Genomic DNA, 20,591 nt, shown 5'->3' with positions numbered 1-20,591 from the left:
GTTATAGGGCTGACCCAATTTCGGGTCCAGCTCTTTTTCTAAATATAAGAAAGTATAAGTTTCACGCTATAAATTATCCTTATATTTCTCGCATAAACGCTTACCGTCCATTAGGGACGCCGAAGGCGTTTTTGCTTGTCTTGTGGTATAAAAAAAGACGCCTATGTTAGGCGCCTTGGACCACTCTATTTTATAATGTGCAGAATAATTGGGTCATATAAGTTTCATTGAGGTGAATAGAGGGTATATGATAATGGAATTAAATTCGGCAGATCTCGTTTGGACACATTTCGCAGTGGCAAATTTCCTGCAGCATACCAAGATCCTTGATGACAATCATGCCGTTTTCGTACTCAACCGCATCCTTTTTACGCAAGTCACTCAGCATCCGGTTTACACTCTCACGAGTGGCGCCGATCATGTTGGACAGATCTGTATGCGTAATTTTTTTGTTGATGAGGATGTTCTCACCATCGCTGCTCTTCTCACCATAAGTATTACCAAGTCGAATGAGAGTAGAGCAAAGTGCGCCTGGTTTGCCATACATCATCAGATCACGGAATTTCGTTTGAGTTAGGCGGTGATGAATGCCCATCCATTTCATAAAGTCGATAGCAAAATCACAATGTTGGCAAATGAGAATTTCTAGATCCTTTTGCTCGATAACGCCAACTTCACTCTCTTCAATCACTTCTGCAGTAAAGCTGTGCTTGGTGCTGAAGAATGGGTCCGCTTGACCTACCATATCGCCAGCTTGGTACATATAAAGAATAAGTTCTTTACCTTCATCCGTTGATTTAGTTAATTTCACACGTCCACGTTTGATATAAAACAATTTATCCGAGTAGTCGCCTTCCCAGAAAAGATGTGAACCCTCTGGAACAACGCGCTCTTTCATAGTAACAAGAAGTCTGTTGAAATTCTGTTCGGAGAAACAGTTTGTATTTCCGTGGGCTTCGATGACATTGTAATGTTCTTTTAGCATAATCGACATCCCCTTTATTCCCTCAGTTTTTCAGTAAATTTTAAATTAATTATACCTCTTTAATCTTCAATTTGGGTAAGAAAAACCATTTAAAAGTGTCGAATTTTCAACATTGTGATTATTTTCACTTCAAAAGTGCTAGATGTAATATGATTTTTAACTAAAAAGGAGTAAGAAGTATATGTTCTTTATATATCAGCAGTGGCAATCCATTATTCTCAAATAATGGGTCTGTCGCTGTTTTTTTGGGGTTCTTATTAGATTCTACATATTATACTGCAAAAATTCATGATATAGAAATCCGTTCGATTTCAACTCCGTATAAACGCACACATCTTCATTAAGGTCAGACATTGGCGCAACGGGTATGGAACGATATCCTGAGAATGGAGCAAAAACCAGGAGAAGGGGAAATCATACATGGCTAAAGTGGCTGACAAATATCTTAAGGTAGATCCTTGGGCAATTATTGAAGAGGGCTTTGATCCAGAACGAAATCGGACCTCGGAATCTATTTTTTCACTAGGAAATGAGTATATGGGTGTGCGGGGGTATGCTGAGGAAGGTTACTCTGGGGATTCCCTGCAAGGCAGTTATTTCAACGGGTTAAATGAACAATTGGACATTGGCAATCATTATAAAGGAATCATTCGCTCGCTGAGATACATGGTGAATGCGGTGGACTGGCTGTATACGCGGATCACTGTGAATGGTGAACAGCTGGATCTGGCAAAAAGTAAAATATCGGATTATGTACGTAAACTTGATCTTCGTAGTGGAACCTACCGGCGGGAGCTGATCTGGCACCTAAATGATGGCAAAAGCTTAAAAGTTGTCTTTACACGCTTAGTCAGCATGACGATGTCTCATCTGGGGCTACAGCGGGTGGAATTTGAGCCACTTAATTTTTCGGGCAGCGTAGACATTTGTGCGGGTCTTGATTTCAGCATTATTCATGAGGAACGCGGCGAATGTATGTGGAGTAGTCTCCGCAGCGGAGAACAAGGAGCTACCACTGCTATTATGGCGAGAACAGTGAACACAGCTAACAAGCTATTCTCCAGCTTTACTTTACAATCTTCGCAGCCGCTTCAGCTTACCCGAACTGAACATGATAAATTTATAGGGCAAAGCTTTACTTTGGAGCTTGCTCAAGGAGAATCGACCCATTTTACAAAGCTGGTTATTAACTATTCAGATAATGAATCTGCACATACAGCTGAAGAGCTGTGGAGCAAAGGGCTATCTCTTGCTGAAAGTGCGAGTCAACTGAAAGATACTCAAATTTTCGCGGATCAGACAGCCTATTGGAATGGTATCTGGGAGACAAGTGATATTCGGATCGAGGGCGATCCTGAGAATCAGCAGGGCATTCGCTTTTGCATTTTCCAGCTTTATCAGACTTATCATGGTGATCATCCTGGGTTCAACATCGGCGCTAAAGGGCTGACGGGAGAAGTATATCGTGGGTTGGCTTTCTGGGATACAGAATCGTATTGCTTGCCTTTCTATATGTTCAATAATCCTAAGGCCGCCCGGAGCTTGCTGGACTTTAGATATAAGACGTTACCTCAGGCTATGCAACGTGCTAAAGATGTTGATTGCGAGGGAGCATGTTACCCTATTGCTACTATAGATGGAACAGAGAGCTGTGATCTTTGGCAGCATTCGAATCTTCAGCTTCATGTAGGGACTGCTATTTCCTATGGTATCTGGCATTATGTCAAAAATACTGGCGATAAAGAATTCCTGCACAGTAAAGGCGCTGAGATGCTGGTTCAGATTAGTAGATTCTACGCTACACGCGGTCAATGGGGTCAACAAAGCGGGAAATATGGATATTTTGGCGTAATGGGTCCTGATGAGTTCCAATTGATGGTGAATAATAACTGCTATATTAATCTGATGGCCCAAAAATCATTTGAATACACCCTGAATACCCTGCGGGAAATGAAAGAACAGGCACCAACGGCTTTTGCGACGGTTGTAGAAAAGACGGGGCTTCGTGACGAAGAGCTTAACGATTGGAAAAATAAAGCAGACCATATGAAAATTCCGGTTGACGAAGTAACAGGAGTATTTGAAGAACATGATGGATTCTTCGATATGCCGCATATTGATATTCATTCCATCCCTGTAACGGAGTTTCCGCTCTATTCGAACTGGTCATATGATCGTCTGTACCGTTATGACATGATTAAGCAACCGGATGTCCTTATGTTTATGTTCTTATATAATGGACAATTCTCTAAAGAAGCGAAGCTGGCCAACTATGAATATTACGAGTCTAGATGTATTCATGAATCTTCACTTTCACCTTCAATCCATTCCATACTGGCAAGCGAAATCGGTAAGCCGGAAGAAGCCTATTCGTTCTTTGAATTTGCGACAAGACTGGATTTAGACAATTACAACCGTAATACACGTGAAGGGCTTCACACAACTTCGATTGCAGCCGCTTGGATGAATATTGTATATGGCTTTGGTGGTATGCGTTCAGATGGAGAGCGGTTGTCCTTCCAACCTTCATTACCTGAACGCTGGAACGAGTATAGTTTCCAAGTGATGTACGAAGGGGTATTACTACGTATTTTGGTAAACAAAACTTCAGTAACGCTCACAGCAATTCATGGGGGTAGCACGGATATTATCGTGTACGGCCAGTCCATTACAGTGGATGCTTCCGGCACGACGCTTCCGCTAGGCGAAGGGATGTTGGCCCGATGAGCTGGGCGGTTAGGGATAGTCATTTCGACAAGCAACTGGTGACGACGAACGGGAACAAATATATGTTAGGCAATGGCTATATGGGATATCGCGGCACACTGGAGGAATTCGGTAAAACTGAGTTAGTTGCCGTAACTTTAGCCGGTCTATATGACAAAGCGGGAAATAAGTGGAGAGAACCTGTCAATGCTCCGAATGGATTATGGACCAAGGTTGTCTGTAACGGTCAGCCTTTAAGTGTGCTAGAGCTTGAACCGAGCTCTCATATGCAGGAGCTGAATATCCGCAGTGCGATTCATCATCGGAATACTGAGTATGATATATCTGACGGAGGAACGTTGACGTTCACAGCAGATCGTTTTGTAAGCCAGGACAATCTTCATCTGCTCGTTAGTAAATACTCTATCCATAGTACACAAGATTGCCAAATTGTGATTGAGACCGGGATTGACGTAGATGTATGGGATATCAATGGTCCCCACCTCTTTGGTCAAAAGGTACAGTCACAGGACGAGGTACTCGTCTATTCCTCTACGAGTGGAGAATTGAACATTCCGGTAGTTGTAGCGGAGAGAGCCGTATTTAATTTTGGAGATCAGCAACTGGATGAGGGCGCTAGTATTCGCCGGATTTCTTTTGAAGCGCGTGCGGGTGAGACCTATGAATGGTTTAAGTACGTTGCGGTATATACTGGACTTGATGTTAGTGCACCGGAGTCAGAAGCAGTGAAGTCTGTCCAAGCTGCTGAAACGCTCGGTTATGACGAGTTATTACAGGCTCATCGCCAGCAATGGGAAGAAAGATGGTCACTTAGCGATGTCATTATCGAAGGCGATGAGGATGCCCAGTTTGCTCTAAGATACAGTATTTATCAGCTGTTAATTATTGCACCTACGGTTTCGGAAAAGGTTTCTATCCCGGCTCGTGGTTTATCGGGTCAGGTTTATAAAGGAGCCGTATTCTGGGATACAGAGATGTTTATGCTGCCGTTCTTCCTGCATACGGATCCAAAGGTTGCTCGCAACCTGATGATGTACCGGATTCATACCTTGGACGGAGCTCGCCGGAAGGCCGCGGAATATGGTTTTTTGGGAGCATTCTATGCTTGGGAAAGTCAGGATACAGGAGACGATGCTTGTACACTGTTTAATGTGAATGATGTATTTACCGGTCGACCAATGCGGACTTATTTCCGCGATAAGCAGGTTCATATCAGTGGAGATGTTGTACATGGGATCTGGAAATACGTTCAATTTACAGGTGACGAGAGTCTGCTAACTAGCGGAGGGGCGGAAGTGATCTGGGAATGTGCCCGGTTCTTCTACTCTTATGCTTACTATAATTCAGTAAAAGAACGCTTCGAGATTCTAGATGTAACAGGTCCAGACGAATATCATGAGCGTGTGAACAATAATGCTTTTACGAATGCTCTGGTTAAGGAGACACTGGAGATTGCCTTGCGTACAGCAGAATTGCTGCAAGATAAGTATCCGGAAGTATACAGCCAACTGTCTACAGAGTTTAGTGAAGGTCCGTTTCTGACAGAGTTCAAAGCTATGCTGGATAGCTTCTATGTTCCGCAGCCAGACCCAGCCAGCCTTGTCATCGAACAATTCGACCGTTACTTCACCTTAGAGGATATCGAGCTGCCAGAATTGAAATCCCGTGTACTTAACAAAAATGAGTATTTGGGTGGCGGTAATGGATTAGCCACAACTACAACCATACTGAAGCAAGCGGATGTCGTATTGATGTTAAATCTATTCAAACATTCCTTCACCAAGGAAGTGAAACAAGCGAACTGGGAATTCTACGAACCGCGCACCGAGCATGGGTCAAGTCTTAGTCCTTGTATCTACGCTTTGGTAGCTGCCGATATTGGTTCTCCGGATTGGGGATATCCATATTTTATGCGCACAGCTACTGTAGATCTCACGGGAGAATCTAAGCAGTATGTAGGGGATCTCTATATTGGTGGTACCCACCCAGCCGCTAACGGCGGTGCTTGGATGGCTGCGGTACTTGGTTTTGCAGGGTTGGATTACGATGGCGGAACTGTCCATATCAAACCTTCACTGCCTAAACATTGGCAGTCTGTTGAGCTTCCGGTTACGCTTCGGGGAGATACCTTTAAACTGCGGATCAGCAAGGATGAAGTTACAGTTACCACAGCAGCCGACTACAGCGGGACTCTGGTGTTCTCGGTACAAGGGCGAGAAGGTAAGTCCTGTGGTGCAGGTGAGAGCTTGCGGCTAACCTTGGCCGAAACAACAGTATAGACATTAACTAACAACGGAGAGGAAGTAAATCCATGTTGCAAAATATGAAAGGCGCCATCTTTGATCTGGATGGCGTAATCGTAGACACAGCTAAATATCATTATTTGGCTTGGGCGAGTCTTGCTGACGAGCTAGGCTTTACATTTACAGAAGAGGATAACGAACGTCTTAAGGGCGTGAGCCGGATGAGATCGCTCGATATTCTTCTGGAGGTTGGCGGCCTACAATTTGAAGAAGCGGAGAAGCTTGCGATGGCGGAGAAGAAGAACCGCCTATATGTAGAGTACATCTCTAAGCTTGAGGAGTCGGAACTGCTACCTGGGGTCAAAGAATACTTAACTGGACTGAGAACGCGCGGGATTGGAATTGCGTTAGGTTCAGCTAGTAAGAATGCAGAGTTTATTTTGAATAAGCTGAATATTACGGATCTGTTCGATGCCGTAGTTGACGGTAACAAAGTGTCACTTGCCAAGCCGCACCCGGAGGTGTTCTTGATCGCTGGTCAGGAGCTAGGCTTACAGCCGGATGAATGTGTCGTGTTTGAGGATGCGGAAGCGGGCGTTCAAGCAGGTAAGGCTGCAGGTATGAAGGTAGTAGGTATTGGCAAGCCGGAAGTGTTGAAGGAAGCTGATATGGTTGTAAAAGGATTATATGAGTTGTTGACAGACTAAGGATAATTGAACAGGGGACCGACTCCAAAGTAGTTGACGCTACTGTGGGGTCGGTCTTTTTTTCTTCTTTATTCTGAATTCCTGCGCTCACACTCTGAATTCAGCTGACAAGTTCAGCTGCTCGAAAAAACTAACGTGCATCCGATGGCTGAACGTGATGATGCAGCTTGGAAAGCTATTATACTAAAAAGACTCAAGAAGCTCATAATTTCGGTAGAAGCTCAGAGGGAGTATCGGGTCCCAAAGCCCCACGCAGTGGTCCCTGCGCGCCCTCACTTTTTCTGTTTTCGGTTTTTAAGAATCTCGGTGATGAAGTTGCGGAGTGGAGGTTTGGAGCTGGAGAAACGAAGTGGTCGCCTTTATCCTCGGATTTCTACCGCAAAGCGGTATAAAATCAGGGAATCTGAGGATAACAGCGATCGTAAGCCCAAACGCTCCACGCAGTGACGTCTATATCACCATGCTCTTATAATCCGCACAACAGAAAAAAACTACATACAAATGACCATAAAAAACTTTAAAATGAACATATGTAAGCGTTTATCCCTTTGATATAGTTATTTAACCCGGAGGTGTGACTATAGTGTTGTCTAGGCTGATTAGATTGATTCGAAAGCTGAACGTCAAGCAGCAGCTCATCCTGCTATTTCTGATTATGATTTCTCCGATCCTCTTTTTGAACATATATGGGAATATGAAGGCGGAGCAAATACTGAAGCGCCATGTTACGAATGCTTATGTGGAATTGAACAAGCAGAACTTTACGATTATTAATCGGGATATCGACACAGTAAATAAAATCACTACCACCGTGATACAGAATCCTCTGATTCAGCAAATTAATATGACTGGCTCGGATACCATACTGGAGAGAGTCAAACGGTATGAGACGATAGAGAAGTTGTTGGTCAGTTACTCCCAGGGTGCTGAACGGGGGGATGGTATTCATTACTCCCTTTATATATACGATCCGAATGATTATTACTTTTTCGCCCCCAATTTCCCACAGGTTAAGAAGGCGGGCGTTTATTTCTTTTCCAAAGCCGAAGAGCCATACTGGTTTGAAGAGGTTGTTCAGAAGAAGGGACGCGGCTCACTGAAGTTCACGGAGAGGCTAAGCGCGCAAGCAGAGAATTTAAAAACACTAACTTACATGAGAGCTGTAAACAACATTTCCAGAAAAGCGGAGACGATTGGCGTTTTGGTCATCACCAAAATGGACTCTAAAATTGGAGAATCCCTCAAATCAATCTCTTTGCCTGACGGAGAAATTTACTTAACAGACTTGAATAACCGTGTTCTTGCTTCCACTACGAATAATACTGGAGAAGTAATTGCGTTGCCGGAGACGGTGGTTGCTGAGGATTTGGAAGGTACAGTAGATGTGATTACCTCCGATTTTATCTATGTGGTTAACAATAACCATGCGCTTGGTCAAAAGCTGGTCTACAAAGTTCCAGTAAAGGCGCTATTGCAGCAACAGAACGAAATGAAAAGTGTTATTCAATATATCACCGTGGCTTATGCAGTATTTGGACTGATTATGATAACGTACTTTTGGCGTTCATTAATGACTCCTTTGCAAAAGCTGGCTTTTTTCGTGCGAAAATACGAGCCGGGTAATCGTGTTCCAGAGACGCCGCGGAGGGGGAGTAATGATGAGGTCAGTGTGCTGATTGCTTCTACCTATGACATGGCCCGCAGGCTTAACGGATTAATCACATATAAATACCAGATGGAGCTTAAACAGAAGGAATCACAGCTTCAACTGCTATATCAACAGATCAACCCCCATTTACTTTATAACACCCTAGAGAGCATTTATTGGAAAAGCTCATTAGAAGGGAATGTCGAATCCGCCGAGATGATCAAGGAATTGTCCAAACTTATGAAGATCAGTCTTAGTCGGGGAAGGGAGCTGATTACCCTTGAAGAAGAGCTGGAGCATGCAACGGCTTATATCAAGCTGCAGCAGCACCGCTATGATTACGTATTTCGAGTTGTGATGGATATTCACCCAAATACGAAAAGCAACCTAATTCCTAAAATTACGCTGCAGCCATTAATAGAAAATGCTATTATTCATGGGGTCAAAAATATGGGCGAGGATGGTGAGATCACCATCACTGCAGTTTGTGAGGACGAAACCGTTAGGATCTCTATTGAAGATAACGGATATAAGTCTGTTGATTATGAAGCCATTGAAGCTGTATTGAATGATGACAGTCCGAATCCTACCAGCGGTTATGGTATCCGTAATATTAACCAGCGTATTCATTTACATTTTGGCTCTGATTATGGCATCAGCTATACCCCTCGTACAGAAGGCGGAACGCTAGTAACAGTCAAGCTTCCGAAATCGGAGAATCAGGACTAAGGAAGGGGAACATACAGATATGTTCAATATATTGGTAGTAGATGACGAACCATTGATTTGTAAAGGACTGAGCAATTTATTAGCTTCATCCGGGCTGGATATTTCTAATATTTATACAGCTAATAGCGGATTTGAGGCGTTGGACTGTATCCGCATGGAGGAAATTGATCTGCTCGTTACGGATATTCAGATGGGTGCAATGAGTGGAATTGATCTGATGCAGCATGCAAAACTTGCCAAACCATGGGTTCAGACTATCGTGATTTCTGCACATGAGACGTTTCAATATGCTCAAATGGCCGTTAGGCTCGGTGCTAAGGATTATTTAATTAAGCCTTTGAATAGTGAGCAGTTTTTGGATTCGGTCAGAAATGTGCTCCTTAAGATGGGTAAGCCCTCACCAGAACTAGACGTTTTCATGTCAGGGATTAACGAGAGCTTTCGACTGGAAGAGCCGCTTCCAGAATTCAGCAAGCTTTTGAATGAATTGCTCATCGACCCTGGAGTTGTACTTGCTGAGGCAGATAACCTGCTGAAGCTGGATAACCTGAAGCTGCAAGGGCCGTATTTTTCCGTCTTAAAACTTAAGGTACCACTGTCTGGAATGAACCAAGAGAAGCAGTACACTTTGCGGGACAGACGGCTTCTTTGTTATGCTGCGCTGAACATTGCCAAAGAACTAATGGATCAGGAATGGAACTCGATAGCTTTTTATGCACCGGATGGTGAGATTACGATCATTATTCAATGGGATGAAAAAAGCTATGAGGATTCATCTGCCAGCCAAATCAATAGACTAGATATTCTTGGACGCAGTCTTCATTTTAATATCCATAAATACTTACATCTGAACGTGGTCATTGGCATCAGCCAGATTCTAAAGGGGCTTTCGTTTATGGCTGTATTGAACCGTCAGGCTTCCAATGCAATTCTCTGGAACAATGAGCACAGTGACCATTATGTGTTCTATTATGGGGATTTCAACTGGAACAGTTACACGAGTGATCCATCTGTAGAAGAGCTTCATACCCATAGCAATCTGATCGTACAAAAAGCTAAAGAATATATTGACGAGAACTATGCGCAAAAAGGACTGACGATTCACGATGTGGCTAAGAAGAATCATGTTAGTCCCAATTATTTGAGTTACCTATTTAAGAAAAATACAGGTTATAACCTGTGGGAATATGTAATCAAGCTCCGGATGGAAGAAAGTCGGGAAATGATTTTGAATACCGATCTTCGCAGATACGAAATTGCGGAACGTGTAGGTTATGAATCACCCGAGCATTTTAGTAAAATTTTCAAAAAATATTATGGGATTAGCCCCAGCGAATTGAAGAAGTAAAAACACCCATGACTTCGGTAGATATAGACATGTTCAGTACAACCCTCATTTCCTACAATTTAAGGTAGGAAGCATTTTGTGAAAAATGCTGAAAGAACAATGGAATGAGGGAGCCTGATGAATCAAACCGCAGTAGTAACCGAAAACCCGGCGACGCTGAAGGGGACACCGTACAAGCAAAACCGCTGGAAGAAAAACTTTTGGGGATATATGTTCCTCGTACCTGCCGTAATTATTTTTATTATGTTTTTGTGGGTTCCAATTTTCAAAGGCTTACTGTACAGCTTTTACCATGTGGATTTTGTTAAAGGGAATAGCTTTGTAGGCTTTGAGAACTACAGTAGAGCACTTAGTGATCCAGATGTCTTGACTGCATTAAAGAACACTGGGTATTACATGTTTTTATGTCTTATTATTGGGTTTTGGGTTCCGATTGCTTTTGCTATCATGATCTCGGAGCTGAGAAAGTTTGGGGGTTTTGTACGTGTAGCGGCTTATCTGCCTTTCGTTATGCCTGGTGTCGTCCTGTATGGACTGTGGAGATGGCTATATGATCCGGTGGGTCCAATTAATGCGTTACTAGGTACAATGGGTGTGGACCAAGTTGCCTTCTTAACAGATACAAGATGGTCCATGATTTCACTTGTGTTTATGGAGACATGGCAGCAGTTCGGATCAGGGATGTTAATATACTTGGCTGCTGTACTCAGCATTCCGCGAGATTGGTATGAAGCCGCTGAGATTGATGGGGCAGGTATATGGGCACGAATAAAGTACATCACTTTGCCTTCACTGCGTAATTTAATCTTTTTGATGTTGATTCTACAAATTATTGGTACTTCACAAGGGTATCAGTCACAAATGGCGTTACTTGATGGTGGGCCGAATAACACTACACTTACCTACGCATTGTTGATTGTAAAATATGCATTTACAAGACTCGATTATGGAACAGCTACTGCGCTTGGCATGTTAATGTTCATTGTCCTGGGTGGTTTGGGCATTTTACAGTTCAAGCTTAACAAGGAGGACTACTAAGATGAAGAGCGCAGATAGAGGGATTCTTTCAGAACACGATTTGAAAAAAACAAGTAATAAGATTGTTTACGGTTTGATGTGTGTAGTCATTTTGGTTATGGTTTTTAGCATGCTGTACCCGATTTGTATGACGTTATTCAACGGATTGAAGTCGAATCAAGAGGTGAATTCATTCCCGCCGCATTTTTTCCCTCAGGAATGGCACTTCAGCAACCTTAAGGATGCAATGAATTACATTGATCTGCCGATGTTTCTTAGAAACACCATTTATATTTTTTTAGGGAATATGGTTGTGACTTTAGTCGTATTGGGAATGTCCGCTTTTAGTATTTCCCGTATGAATGTTCCATACAAAAGAGCGATTTACTTCTTCTTCCTGATGACATTGTTTATTCCGGCTACCAGCTACATGATTCCGAACTTTGTCAATTTGAAGGAGCTGGGATTGCTGAATCAGTACGCGGCTTTCTGGTTGCCAGCAGGTGCGAACACCTTCTACTTTCTTTTGTTAAAGAACTTTTTTGACGGGATTCATCCAGAAATCTTTGAAGCAGCACGAATTGATGGAGCCTCTGAGCCGAGAAGCTTTTTCTCCATTGCTGTACCACTTTCAATTCCGATTTTTGCAACTTTAGCGATCTTTATCTTTTCTACCGCTTGGAATGACTGGTTCTGGCCATCTCTAGTTATGCACAGTGAAGAGAAATATACGCTTGCGACAGCCATTTATAAATACGTTATTAATGTGAAGGCACTCAATACTAATATTAAATTTGCTATCCTGTTTTTAGTATCGTTGCCACCAATCATTGTCTTCTTGATTTTCCAGAAATTCATTATGCGTGGGGTTGCTTTGTCAGCAGTGAAAGGATAAGCAATTATCGACGAATTTAACCACGGATCGTAAACATGCACATGAAGTGAATATAAATGCACCTCGTTTGCAAACGGTTTCTATTTTATGATTTATCTGTAAGATAATTATGAATTGAAAAGGGGAGTTTCAATGCGTAAGTACTCTAGCGTTCTACTAAGCGTACTTGTAGCCGGTTCGTTGCTATCTGCTTGCAGTGGCAATAATAACGGAAACACAGCGGGAAACAAAGGCGGGGAAGCAACTACTGCGCCAACAAATGCGGTAACGGATAATACAGCAACCGCTACGGAGGCGCCAGTGGATGACATTACTCAAAGAAAAGTGACGATCAAGATTCACTATCCAACACCTGACTTGACTGAAGTGAGAGCGCAAGAAGATGACAAGATTAAACGTTTCCAGGCTGAATATCCAAATGTTGAAATTGTTAAAGACGACTGGCAGTACAATGTAAGTGAAATCGGAATCAAAATGGCTGCGAATGAAGCACCAACCTTCTTTAACACCTACGCTACAGAAGCTAAGTTCCTGGTGGAAAAGGGCTGGGTTGCTGACATTACGGATCTTTGGAACAAATACGAATTTAAGGATCAAATTAACCCAGTACTGCAAAATCAGTTCATCATTGATGGTAAAGTTTTCGGAGTAACTCAAAAAGGTTATGTAACAACGACTATGATCAACAAAAAAATGCTGGATGAAAAAGGCGTTGCGGTCCCACCAATGGATTGGACTTGGGATGATATGCTGAATACGGCTAAAGGCGTAGCTGATGTCAAAAAAGGTATTTCCGGTATTGCTCCAATGGGTAAAGGTAACGAAGCAGGCTGGAACTGGACCAACTTCCTGTTCGAAGCTGGCGGTGAAATTCAAAAGGTTGAAGGCGGCAAGGTTGTCGCTACCTTTAACTCCGATGCTGGTGTTAAAGCACTGGATTTCTACAAGAAACTTAGATGGGAAGCTAACGCGATTCCTCAGGACTGGGCACTTGGCTGGGGCGATGCTGTAGGCGCATTCCAACAAAGTCGTACAGCTATGGTAATGGCTGGGTCCGATGGCGTAATCGAGCAAGCACTGAATCAAGGTGGACTGAAACCTGAGGATGTGCTCACATATCCAATGCCTGCTATGGAAAAAGGCGGCAAGCATACGGGGGTACTTGGTGGTGATTACCTCGTAATTAATCCGAATGCAACACCAGATGAGCAAGAAATGGCATTCCGTTATATCACATTTGATTACTTCTCTGATAAAGGTTTGGAAGCACTGGATGCAGTCCTTCAACAACGTACAGCTGATGGTAAATACTTTATCCCGCCACTCTTAGATTACTACTCAGCAGATTCTGAGTTTGGTAAGAAGACCAAAGCGGTTTATGACAAGTACACCAATGTATACCAATATAGCCCTGACATTATGGGACTCTTAGATGGTAAACCTGAAGCTCAATACAATACACAGGACTACTACGCAACAATGTCCAATGTCATTCAAGAGCTGTTCTCCAAAAAAGGAACGGATTCTAAGAGCCAGCTAGAAGCAGCAGCTAAAACAGTGCAAGAGAAATTCTTTGATACGATTAAAGCAGAATAGGTAAATTAATAAAATCGGTCCCTTTGGGGCCGGTTTTTTTGTTGTTATAATTTATAAATTTATAAATCTACAGAGCTAATGATGATCAACTGGAAACTATTACAGCATAGGAAAATCGTAAATTTCTGTGATGAAGGGAATGCCTTAACGGAGTGCTGTATTAAAGTGAATGGAAGGAAATGGGCTCAATACTTTGCTTATTAAAGTATAATTCTAAGATTTGAAGGGATTTTTAACATAAAATATGGAAAAATATCTATAATATGATCGAATGAAAGCGCTTTGAAAACAAATCAAAAAAACTTTATACTTTGTGAAAGATTTCACTATACAAGGTGGAAATCATGTGATAAGATAAATGTGTAGAGAAAAACAACTAAAAATTGACAGGAGGACGAGGGAGATGGCAGTTAAGAACGAAGTCGCCGCCCAAGTTAAACAAGTTACCGCTGAAGAGTATATTCAGAATTTAGTGGATAAAGCAAAAAAAGCGCATGAGGCGTTCATGGCGCTAGACCAAGAGCAAGTTGACACAATCGTTCATGCAATGGCGTTGGCTGGACTCGACAAACATATGTACCTCGCAAAATTGGCCGTAGAAGAAACTGGACGCGGCGTATACGAAGACAAAATTACGAAGAACATCTTCTCAACTGAATATATCTGGCACGGAATTAAATACGATAAAACAGTAGGCGTTATTGAAGACAACGCTTATGATAGCTTCCAAAAAATTGCTGAACCCGTCGGAATTGTTATGGGTATCACACCGGTAACCAACCCTACATCCACCACGATGTTTAAAGCGTTGATTTCGATTAAGACACGGAACCCTATTATATTCGGTTTCCACCCATCTGCGCAAGAGTGTAGTGCAGCTGCTGCAAAAATTCTTCATGATGCTGCCGTGAAAGCTGGCGCTCCTGAGAACTGTATCCAATGGATTGAAATGCCAACAATGGACAAGACAAACGCATTGATGAACAACCCAGACGTTGCTCTTATCTTGGCAACTGGTGGTTCTGCAATGGTAAAAGCAGCTTACAGCTGTGGTAAACCAGCACTTGGCGTAGGCCCTGGTAACGTACCTGCTTTCATTGAAAAGAGCGCGGATATTGATCAAGCCGTAACGGACATCATTCTTTCTAAAACATTTGATAATGGTATGATCTGTGCCTCCGAGCAAGCTGTTATTATCGAAGAACCAATCTTCGATCAAGTGAAGAAAAAAATGATCGCAAATGGCTGCTACTTTGTTAATAAAGAAGAAGCTGCCAAACTGACTAGTGGAGCAATGAACGTAGATAAATGTGCGGTTAACCCAGCAATCGTAGGTCAATCCGCAGTGAAAATTGCTGAAATGTGTGGCATTCAAGTCCCTGCCGGCACAAAGATTCTGGTAGCAGAACTTGAAGGTGTAGGTACTAAATATCCACTATCCGCTGAAAAATTAAGCCCGGTTCTTGCTTGCTACAAGGTTAAAAATGCAGATCAAGGGATCGAACGTGCAGCTCAAATTGTTGAATTTGGCGGCATGGGCCACAGCTCGGCTATCCACTCCAACAATGAAGAAGTAATCATGAAGTTCTCTAACCGTCTGCAAACAGGACGTATTCTAGTTAACTCGCCTTCCACACATGGTGCGATCGGCGATATTTATAACACTAATATCCCTTCGTTGACTCTGGGCTGCGGATCTTATGGTCGTAACTCCGTGTCGCAAAACGTTACAGCAATCAATTTGATCAACGTGAAAAGGGTGAATCGTCGTACCGTGAATATGCAATGGTTTAAAGTACCTGACAAGATCTATTTTGAAAAAGGCGCTACTCAGTACCTGACCAAAATGCCTGATATCACACGTGTCGCAATTATCACTGACCCAATGATGGTTAAGCTTGGATATGTTGAAAGAGTTGAACATTACCTGCGTCAACGCCAAACTCCTGTAGCTATCGAAGTGTTCTCGGAAGTTGAACCAGATCCATCGACAACTACAGTTGAAAAAGGTACTGCAATGATGAACAGATTCCAACCGGACTGCATCATCGCACTTGGCGGCGGTTCCCCAATGGATGCTGCAAAAGGAATGTGGTTATTCTATGAACATCCAGACGCAGACTTTAACGGTCTAAAACAAAAATTCATGGACATCCGTAAACGGGTATACAAATTCCCTAAACTTGGTAACAAAGCTAAGTTTGTAGCGATTCCAACTACTTCGGGTACGGGTTCGGAAGTAACATCTTTCGCAGTTATTACCGATAAAACAACTGAACAACACACTAAATATCCATTGGCTGACTATGAGTTAACACCAGACGTAGCTATCATTGATCCAGAGTTCGTATACAGCTTGCCAAAAACTGCAGTTGCAGATACAGGTATGGACGTATTGACACATGCTATCGAAGCTTATGTATCTGTTATGGCGAGTGACTACACTGATGGTCTAGCTATTAAAGCCATCCAACTGGTATTCCAATACCTTGAAAAATCGGCACTGGAAGGCGACAGAGTAGCTCGTGAGAAAATGCATAATGCATCAACACTTGCGGGTATGGCCTTTGCCAATGCATTCTTGGGAATTAACCACAGCTTGGCGCATAAATGGGGCGGACAGTACCACACCGCTCATGGTCGTACTAACGCGATCCTTATGCCACACGTTATCCGTTACAATGCTAAAAAACCTACGAAGTTCGCTTCGTTCCCTAAATATTCGCACTTCGTAGCTGATGAGCGTTACGCTGAAATTGCCCGTATTTTGGGATTGCCAGCTCGCACAACTGAAGAAGGTGTAACTAGCCTGATCAATGCTATTCGCGATATGAATAAAAAATTGGGTATCGAGGAATCGTTCCAACAACTGGGCTTTGATCCTAAGGACTTCGAATCCCGTGTAGATTACTTGGCTGACCGTGCGTTTGAAGATCAATGTACAACTGCCAATCCTAAGCTGCCGTTGGTATCTGAACTTGCTGATGTATACCGTAATGCATTCTACGGAAGATTTGATAATTAATAATTGGTTAAATAGAGAATAGGATAGTTGTGGACTTAGATAAAGGTGACAAATATCACTCGAAAGGTGATATTTGTCACAGTGTTTTTATAGAAAATAAACTAGAATGTTTATATAAACAACGGTCCCACATATGAAATGTTGATTGTGAAATTTGGAACAACCACATCTTTGGGGATCACGAGACACGGGATCAACCTTCAAGCCCGCGATCTCTACAAATATAATAAATATAGATGGAGGGATTTAGCATGTCGGTGATTGAAAAAGAAGTAAATGAAGTGAAATCCGGTTGGAGAAATTTCACAAAAGGTAAATGGTCCAAGAAAGTTGACGTTAACAATTTTATCGCAAGTAACATTAAGCCTTATGAAGGAAACGAAGATTTCCTCGTAGGACCTACTAGTAACACAACTGAACTATGGAAAATTATTTCCCAACTGAGCAAAGAAGAAAGAGAAAGAGGCGGCGTATGGGATGTTTCCCTGGATACTGTCTCCACAATCACTTCACATGCTCCTGGATACATTGATAAGGACAAGGAACAAATTGTAGGCGTTCAGACTGACGCTCCTTTCAAACGTTCCATCCAGCCATTCGGCGGGATCAAGATGATGGTCGATGCTACGAAAGCTTATGGCTTCGAGCTTCCACAAAACATCGTTGATATGTTTACGAACATTCGCAAAACGCATAACCAAGGCGTATTTGATGCATATACACCAGACATGAGAGCAGTGCGTAAATCCGGCGTTATCACAGGTCTTCCTGATGCTTACGGCCGCGGACGCATCATCGGTGACTACCGCCGTATCGCTCTATACGGTATTGATTTCCTGATTAAAGACAAAAAACAACAACAAGCTGAACTTGAAGTTGATTCCATGACTGAAGAGGTAATTCGTCTTCGTGAAGAGCTGTCCGAGCAAATTCGTGCACTGGGCGAATTGAAAGAAATGGCAGCCGCTCACGGTATGGATATTTCCAAACCAGCGACCAATTTCAAGGAAGCTACTCAATGGGTATACTTCGGATATCTGGCAGCAGTTAAAGAGCAAAATGGTGCGGCGATGTCCCTGGGACGTGTATCTTCCTTCCTAGACATCTATGCAGAACGCGATATTGCTGAAGGTACTTTGACTGAAGAGCAAGTTCAAGAAATCGTCGATCATTTCGTAATGAAACTGCGTATCGTGAAATTCTTGCGTACACCTGACTATAACGATCTGTTCTCCGGCGACCCTACATGGGTAACTGAATCCATCGGTGGTATGGCTGAAGACGGAACAACTCGTGTTACGAAGAACAGCTTCCGTTTCCTGAACACCCTGTACAACTTGGGTCCAGCACCGGAACCAAACTTGACAGTTCTTTGGTCCGAAAGATTGCCTGAAGCCTTCAAAAAATATTGTGCTAAGGTTTCCATCGAAACTAGTGCAATTCAGTATGAAAATGACGATCTAATGCGTCCATACTGGGGTGAAGATTATGCGATTGCTTGCTGCGTATCTCCAATGCGCATCGGTAAACAAATGCAGTTCTTCGGTGCTCGTGCCAACCTAGCAAAAGCTTTGCTGTACGCTATTAATGGTGGTAAAGACGAGAAATCCGGAGCACAAGTTGGACCGGAATTCCCAGCGATCACTTCTGAATATCTGGATTATGACGAAGTAATGAAACGCTTCAAACCGATGATGGAGTGGTTGGCTAAGACTTATGTTAACACTTTGAACATCATTCACTATATGCATGACAAGTATTCTTACGAACGTATTGAAATGGCACTGCATGACCGCGACATTCTGCGTACGATGGCTTGTGGTATCGCTGGTCTATCCGTTGCAGCTGACTCACTGAGCGCTATTAAATACGCGAAGGTTAAACCAATTCGTAACGAACAAGGTATTGCAATTGACTTTGAAACTGAAGGTGAATTCCCTTGCTACGGTAACAATGATGATGCTGTAGACAGCATCGCAGTAGAATTGGTTGAAGCTTTCATGTCTATGATCCGTAAGCACAAAACATATCGTGATGCTGTACCGACTCAATCGGTACTGACCATTACTTCAAATGTAGTGTACGGTAAGAAGACAGGTACTACACCTGACGGACGTAAGAAAGGTGAACCTTTCGCACCAGGTGCTAACCCAATGCACGGACGCGACAAGAAAGGTGCTCTGGCTTCCCTTAATTCTGTAGCCAAACTGCCTTACTCCGATGCACAAGATGGTATCTCTAACACATTCTCTATCGTACCTAAAGCACTGGGTAAAGACGAAGAATCCCGTAAGTCTAACCTGGTACACATGATGGATGGATACTTCCATAACAGCGCTCAACATTTGAATGTTAACGTGTTTAACCGTGAACAGCTGATGGACGCTATGGAACACCCAGAGAACTATCCACAATTGACTATCCGCGTATCCGGATATGCAGTTAACTTCATCAAGCTGACTCGTGAACAACAATTGGATGTAATCAACCGTACGTTCCATGGTTCGATGTAATTCGTTCCTATTCATAAAGATCTTTGAATGAAGTACTACATTGAAATAATTGCAAGGAAGATGCCGCCCTTGTCTCAAGGGCGGTAATATCTTGTTTGAGAATTGTTAAAATTTTAAATATCACAGCCGCGATTAAGGGAAATGACAGTCTCAAGGACAGGGAGCTTCTTCGTGAAAGAGGGACTGTTAGTCTGTCGTGGCGAAAGGATGATATCCTATGATTAAAGGTCGCATACACTCTTTGGAAACCTTTGGAACCGTTGACGGACCTGGTATTCGATTTGTCTTATTTATGCAAGGATGCTTGCTGAAATGTCAGTATTGTCATAACCCTGATACTTGGGCTTTAGATGAAGGTAAAGAAATGACTTTAGAAGAAGTGCTTGCGGAGATCGAGCCATATATAAACTACTATCGTTCATCCGGTGGTGGATTGACAGTATCCGGTGGAGAACCAACTTTGCAGGCGCAATTTGTAAAGCAGTTATTTACAGAAGTTAAAAAGCGTTGGAATCTGCATACTACATTAGATAGTAATGGTTACAACGAAGGTGACAAGATTAATGACTTATTGGATGTTACCGACTTGGTTATGCTAGATCTCAAACATATAGATGAGGAAGCGCATATCAAGTTGACTGGTAAATCTAATGATCGTACTTTGAAGCTTGCACGCTGGCTATCAGATCATAATCGTAAGATGTGGATTAGACATGTATATGTTCCAGGCATTCATGATCGTGAAGAGGATCTTATTAACTTGGGCCGTTACATTGGAACCTTAAATGGTGTTGAGAAATTTGAGATCTTACCTTATCATCAAATGGGTATTTATAAATGGGAAATGCTCGGCAAGGCTTATGAGTTAGATGGCGTGCCATCCCCTTCCGATGAAGAAGTTCAGCGGGCATACCGCTTGGTCGAAGAAGGTCGTAAACAGACAGCACTGGTATAATTGATATCTACCTTAAGTGAGAGCCGTTCCTTCAGTGATTTACTACTGAAGGAACGGCTTTTTTTGTTAAAAGGGGAACGTCTGGTATCTTGAAAAGGGGTAATTTTGTATTTACCTTGTAAAAACATGATATAGTTACAGCTGTTGATTAAGGAGTTTGTAAATACATAATGACAGATAATATATCATTATTTAAAGATTTT

Annotated in this window: 12 protein-coding genes; 11 read left to right on the top strand and 1 reads right to left on the bottom strand. The window is 42.6% G+C overall.

The genetic code is table 11. From position 1 onward, the window contains the following. Nucleotides 1–259: 259 nt before the first annotated feature. Entirely contained in the window at nt 260–985 is a 726-nt protein-coding gene (locus R50345_RS21275) for a Crp/Fnr family transcriptional regulator (protein ID WP_042129903.1), read from the bottom strand. Nucleotides 986–1,405: 420 nt separating this feature from the next. Here R50345_RS21275 and R50345_RS21270 point away from each other — a divergent pair, with 420 nt between their 5' ends. The 11 genes from R50345_RS21270 (at nt 1,406) to pflA (ending at nt 20,388) form a co-directional block, all read left to right on the top strand. Continuing rightward, the gene (locus R50345_RS21270; protein ID WP_042129901.1) at nt 1,406–3,712 is read left to right on the top strand and encodes a glycoside hydrolase family 65 protein; all 2,307 of its coding nucleotides are present in this window, start codon (nt 1,406–1,408) and stop codon (nt 3,710–3,712) included. Next, nucleotides 3,709–5,991, top strand: a complete 2,283-nt coding sequence (locus tag R50345_RS21265; protein ID WP_042129899.1) for a glycosyl hydrolase family 65 domain-containing protein — start codon at nt 3,709–3,711, stop codon at nt 5,989–5,991. Before R50345_RS21270 ends, R50345_RS21265 begins: the two co-directional genes overlap by 4 nt. Nucleotides 5,992–6,023: 32 nt before the next feature. Next, complete coding sequence (gene pgmB, locus R50345_RS21260; RefSeq protein ID WP_042129897.1) at nt 6,024–6,662, top strand: beta-phosphoglucomutase; 639 nt, start codon at nt 6,024–6,026, stop codon at nt 6,660–6,662. Between the two features lie 583 nt (nt 6,663–7,245). Then, on the top strand, nt 7,246–9,039 hold the full coding sequence (locus R50345_RS21255) for a cache domain-containing sensor histidine kinase (protein WP_042129895.1): 1,794 nt from the start codon (nt 7,246–7,248) through the stop codon (nt 9,037–9,039). Nucleotides 9,040–9,058: 19 nt separating this feature from the next. Continuing rightward, on the top strand, nt 9,059–10,387 hold the full coding sequence (locus R50345_RS21250; protein ID WP_042129893.1) for a response regulator: 1,329 nt from the start codon (nt 9,059–9,061) through the stop codon (nt 10,385–10,387). Nucleotides 10,388–10,504: 117 nt separating this feature from the next. Beyond that, nucleotides 10,505–11,425 (top strand): carbohydrate ABC transporter permease, encoded by a 921-nt coding sequence (locus tag R50345_RS21245; protein WP_042129891.1) that lies wholly within the window; start codon nt 10,505–10,507, stop codon nt 11,423–11,425. Between the two features lies 1 nt (nt 11,426). Continuing rightward, entirely contained in the window at nt 11,427–12,299 is an 873-nt protein-coding gene (locus tag R50345_RS21240; protein ID WP_042129889.1) for a carbohydrate ABC transporter permease, read from the top strand. Nucleotides 12,300–12,431: 132 nt separating this feature from the next. Then, complete coding sequence (locus R50345_RS21235; RefSeq protein ID WP_042129888.1) at nt 12,432–13,895, top strand: ABC transporter substrate-binding protein; 1,464 nt, start codon at nt 12,432–12,434, stop codon at nt 13,893–13,895. A gap of 403 nt (nt 13,896–14,298) precedes the next feature. After that, nucleotides 14,299–16,920 (top strand): bifunctional acetaldehyde-CoA/alcohol dehydrogenase, encoded by a 2,622-nt coding sequence (adhE, locus tag R50345_RS21230; RefSeq protein WP_042129885.1) that lies wholly within the window; start codon nt 14,299–14,301, stop codon nt 16,918–16,920. A gap of 251 nt (nt 16,921–17,171) precedes the next feature. Further along, nucleotides 17,172–19,433, top strand: a complete 2,262-nt coding sequence (gene pflB / locus R50345_RS21225; RefSeq protein ID WP_042129884.1) for a formate C-acetyltransferase — start codon at nt 17,172–17,174, stop codon at nt 19,431–19,433. Between the two features lie 217 nt (nt 19,434–19,650). Further along, nucleotides 19,651–20,388: a pyruvate formate-lyase-activating protein gene (gene pflA, locus R50345_RS21220; protein ID WP_042129882.1), complete on the top strand. Its 738-nt coding sequence runs from the start codon at nt 19,651–19,653 to the stop codon at nt 20,386–20,388. The last annotated feature ends 203 nt before the right edge of the window (nt 20,389–20,591 follow it).

This window comes from Paenibacillus sp. FSL R5-0345 (genome assembly GCF_000758585.1).
Classification (GTDB): Bacteria; Bacillota; Bacilli; order Paenibacillales; family Paenibacillaceae; genus Paenibacillus_AQ.
Note: the sequence above shows the minus strand (reverse complement) of the source record. Positions and strands in the feature narration are given on the sequence as shown.

Coding starts and splice junctions, on each gene's coding strand:
- R50345_RS21275 (WP_042129903.1), bottom strand. CDS start 985: ATGCTAAAAGAACATTACAATGTCATCGAAGCCCACGGAAATACAAAC.
- R50345_RS21270 (WP_042129901.1), top strand. CDS start 1,406: ATGGCTAAAGTGGCTGACAAATATCTTAAGGTAGATCCTTGGGCAATT.
- R50345_RS21265 (WP_042129899.1), top strand. CDS start 3,709: ATGAGCTGGGCGGTTAGGGATAGTCATTTCGACAAGCAACTGGTGACG.
- pgmB (WP_042129897.1), top strand. CDS start 6,024: ATGTTGCAAAATATGAAAGGCGCCATCTTTGATCTGGATGGCGTAATC.
- R50345_RS21250 (WP_042129893.1), top strand. CDS start 9,059: ATGTTCAATATATTGGTAGTAGATGACGAACCATTGATTTGTAAAGGA.
- R50345_RS21245 (WP_042129891.1), top strand. CDS start 10,505: ATGAATCAAACCGCAGTAGTAACCGAAAACCCGGCGACGCTGAAGGGG.
- R50345_RS21240 (WP_042129889.1), top strand. CDS start 11,427: ATGAAGAGCGCAGATAGAGGGATTCTTTCAGAACACGATTTGAAAAAA.
- R50345_RS21235 (WP_042129888.1), top strand. CDS start 12,432: ATGCGTAAGTACTCTAGCGTTCTACTAAGCGTACTTGTAGCCGGTTCG.
- adhE (WP_042129885.1), top strand. CDS start 14,299: ATGGCAGTTAAGAACGAAGTCGCCGCCCAAGTTAAACAAGTTACCGCT.
- pflB (WP_042129884.1), top strand. CDS start 17,172: ATGTCGGTGATTGAAAAAGAAGTAAATGAAGTGAAATCCGGTTGGAGA.
- pflA (WP_042129882.1), top strand. CDS start 19,651: ATGATTAAAGGTCGCATACACTCTTTGGAAACCTTTGGAACCGTTGAC.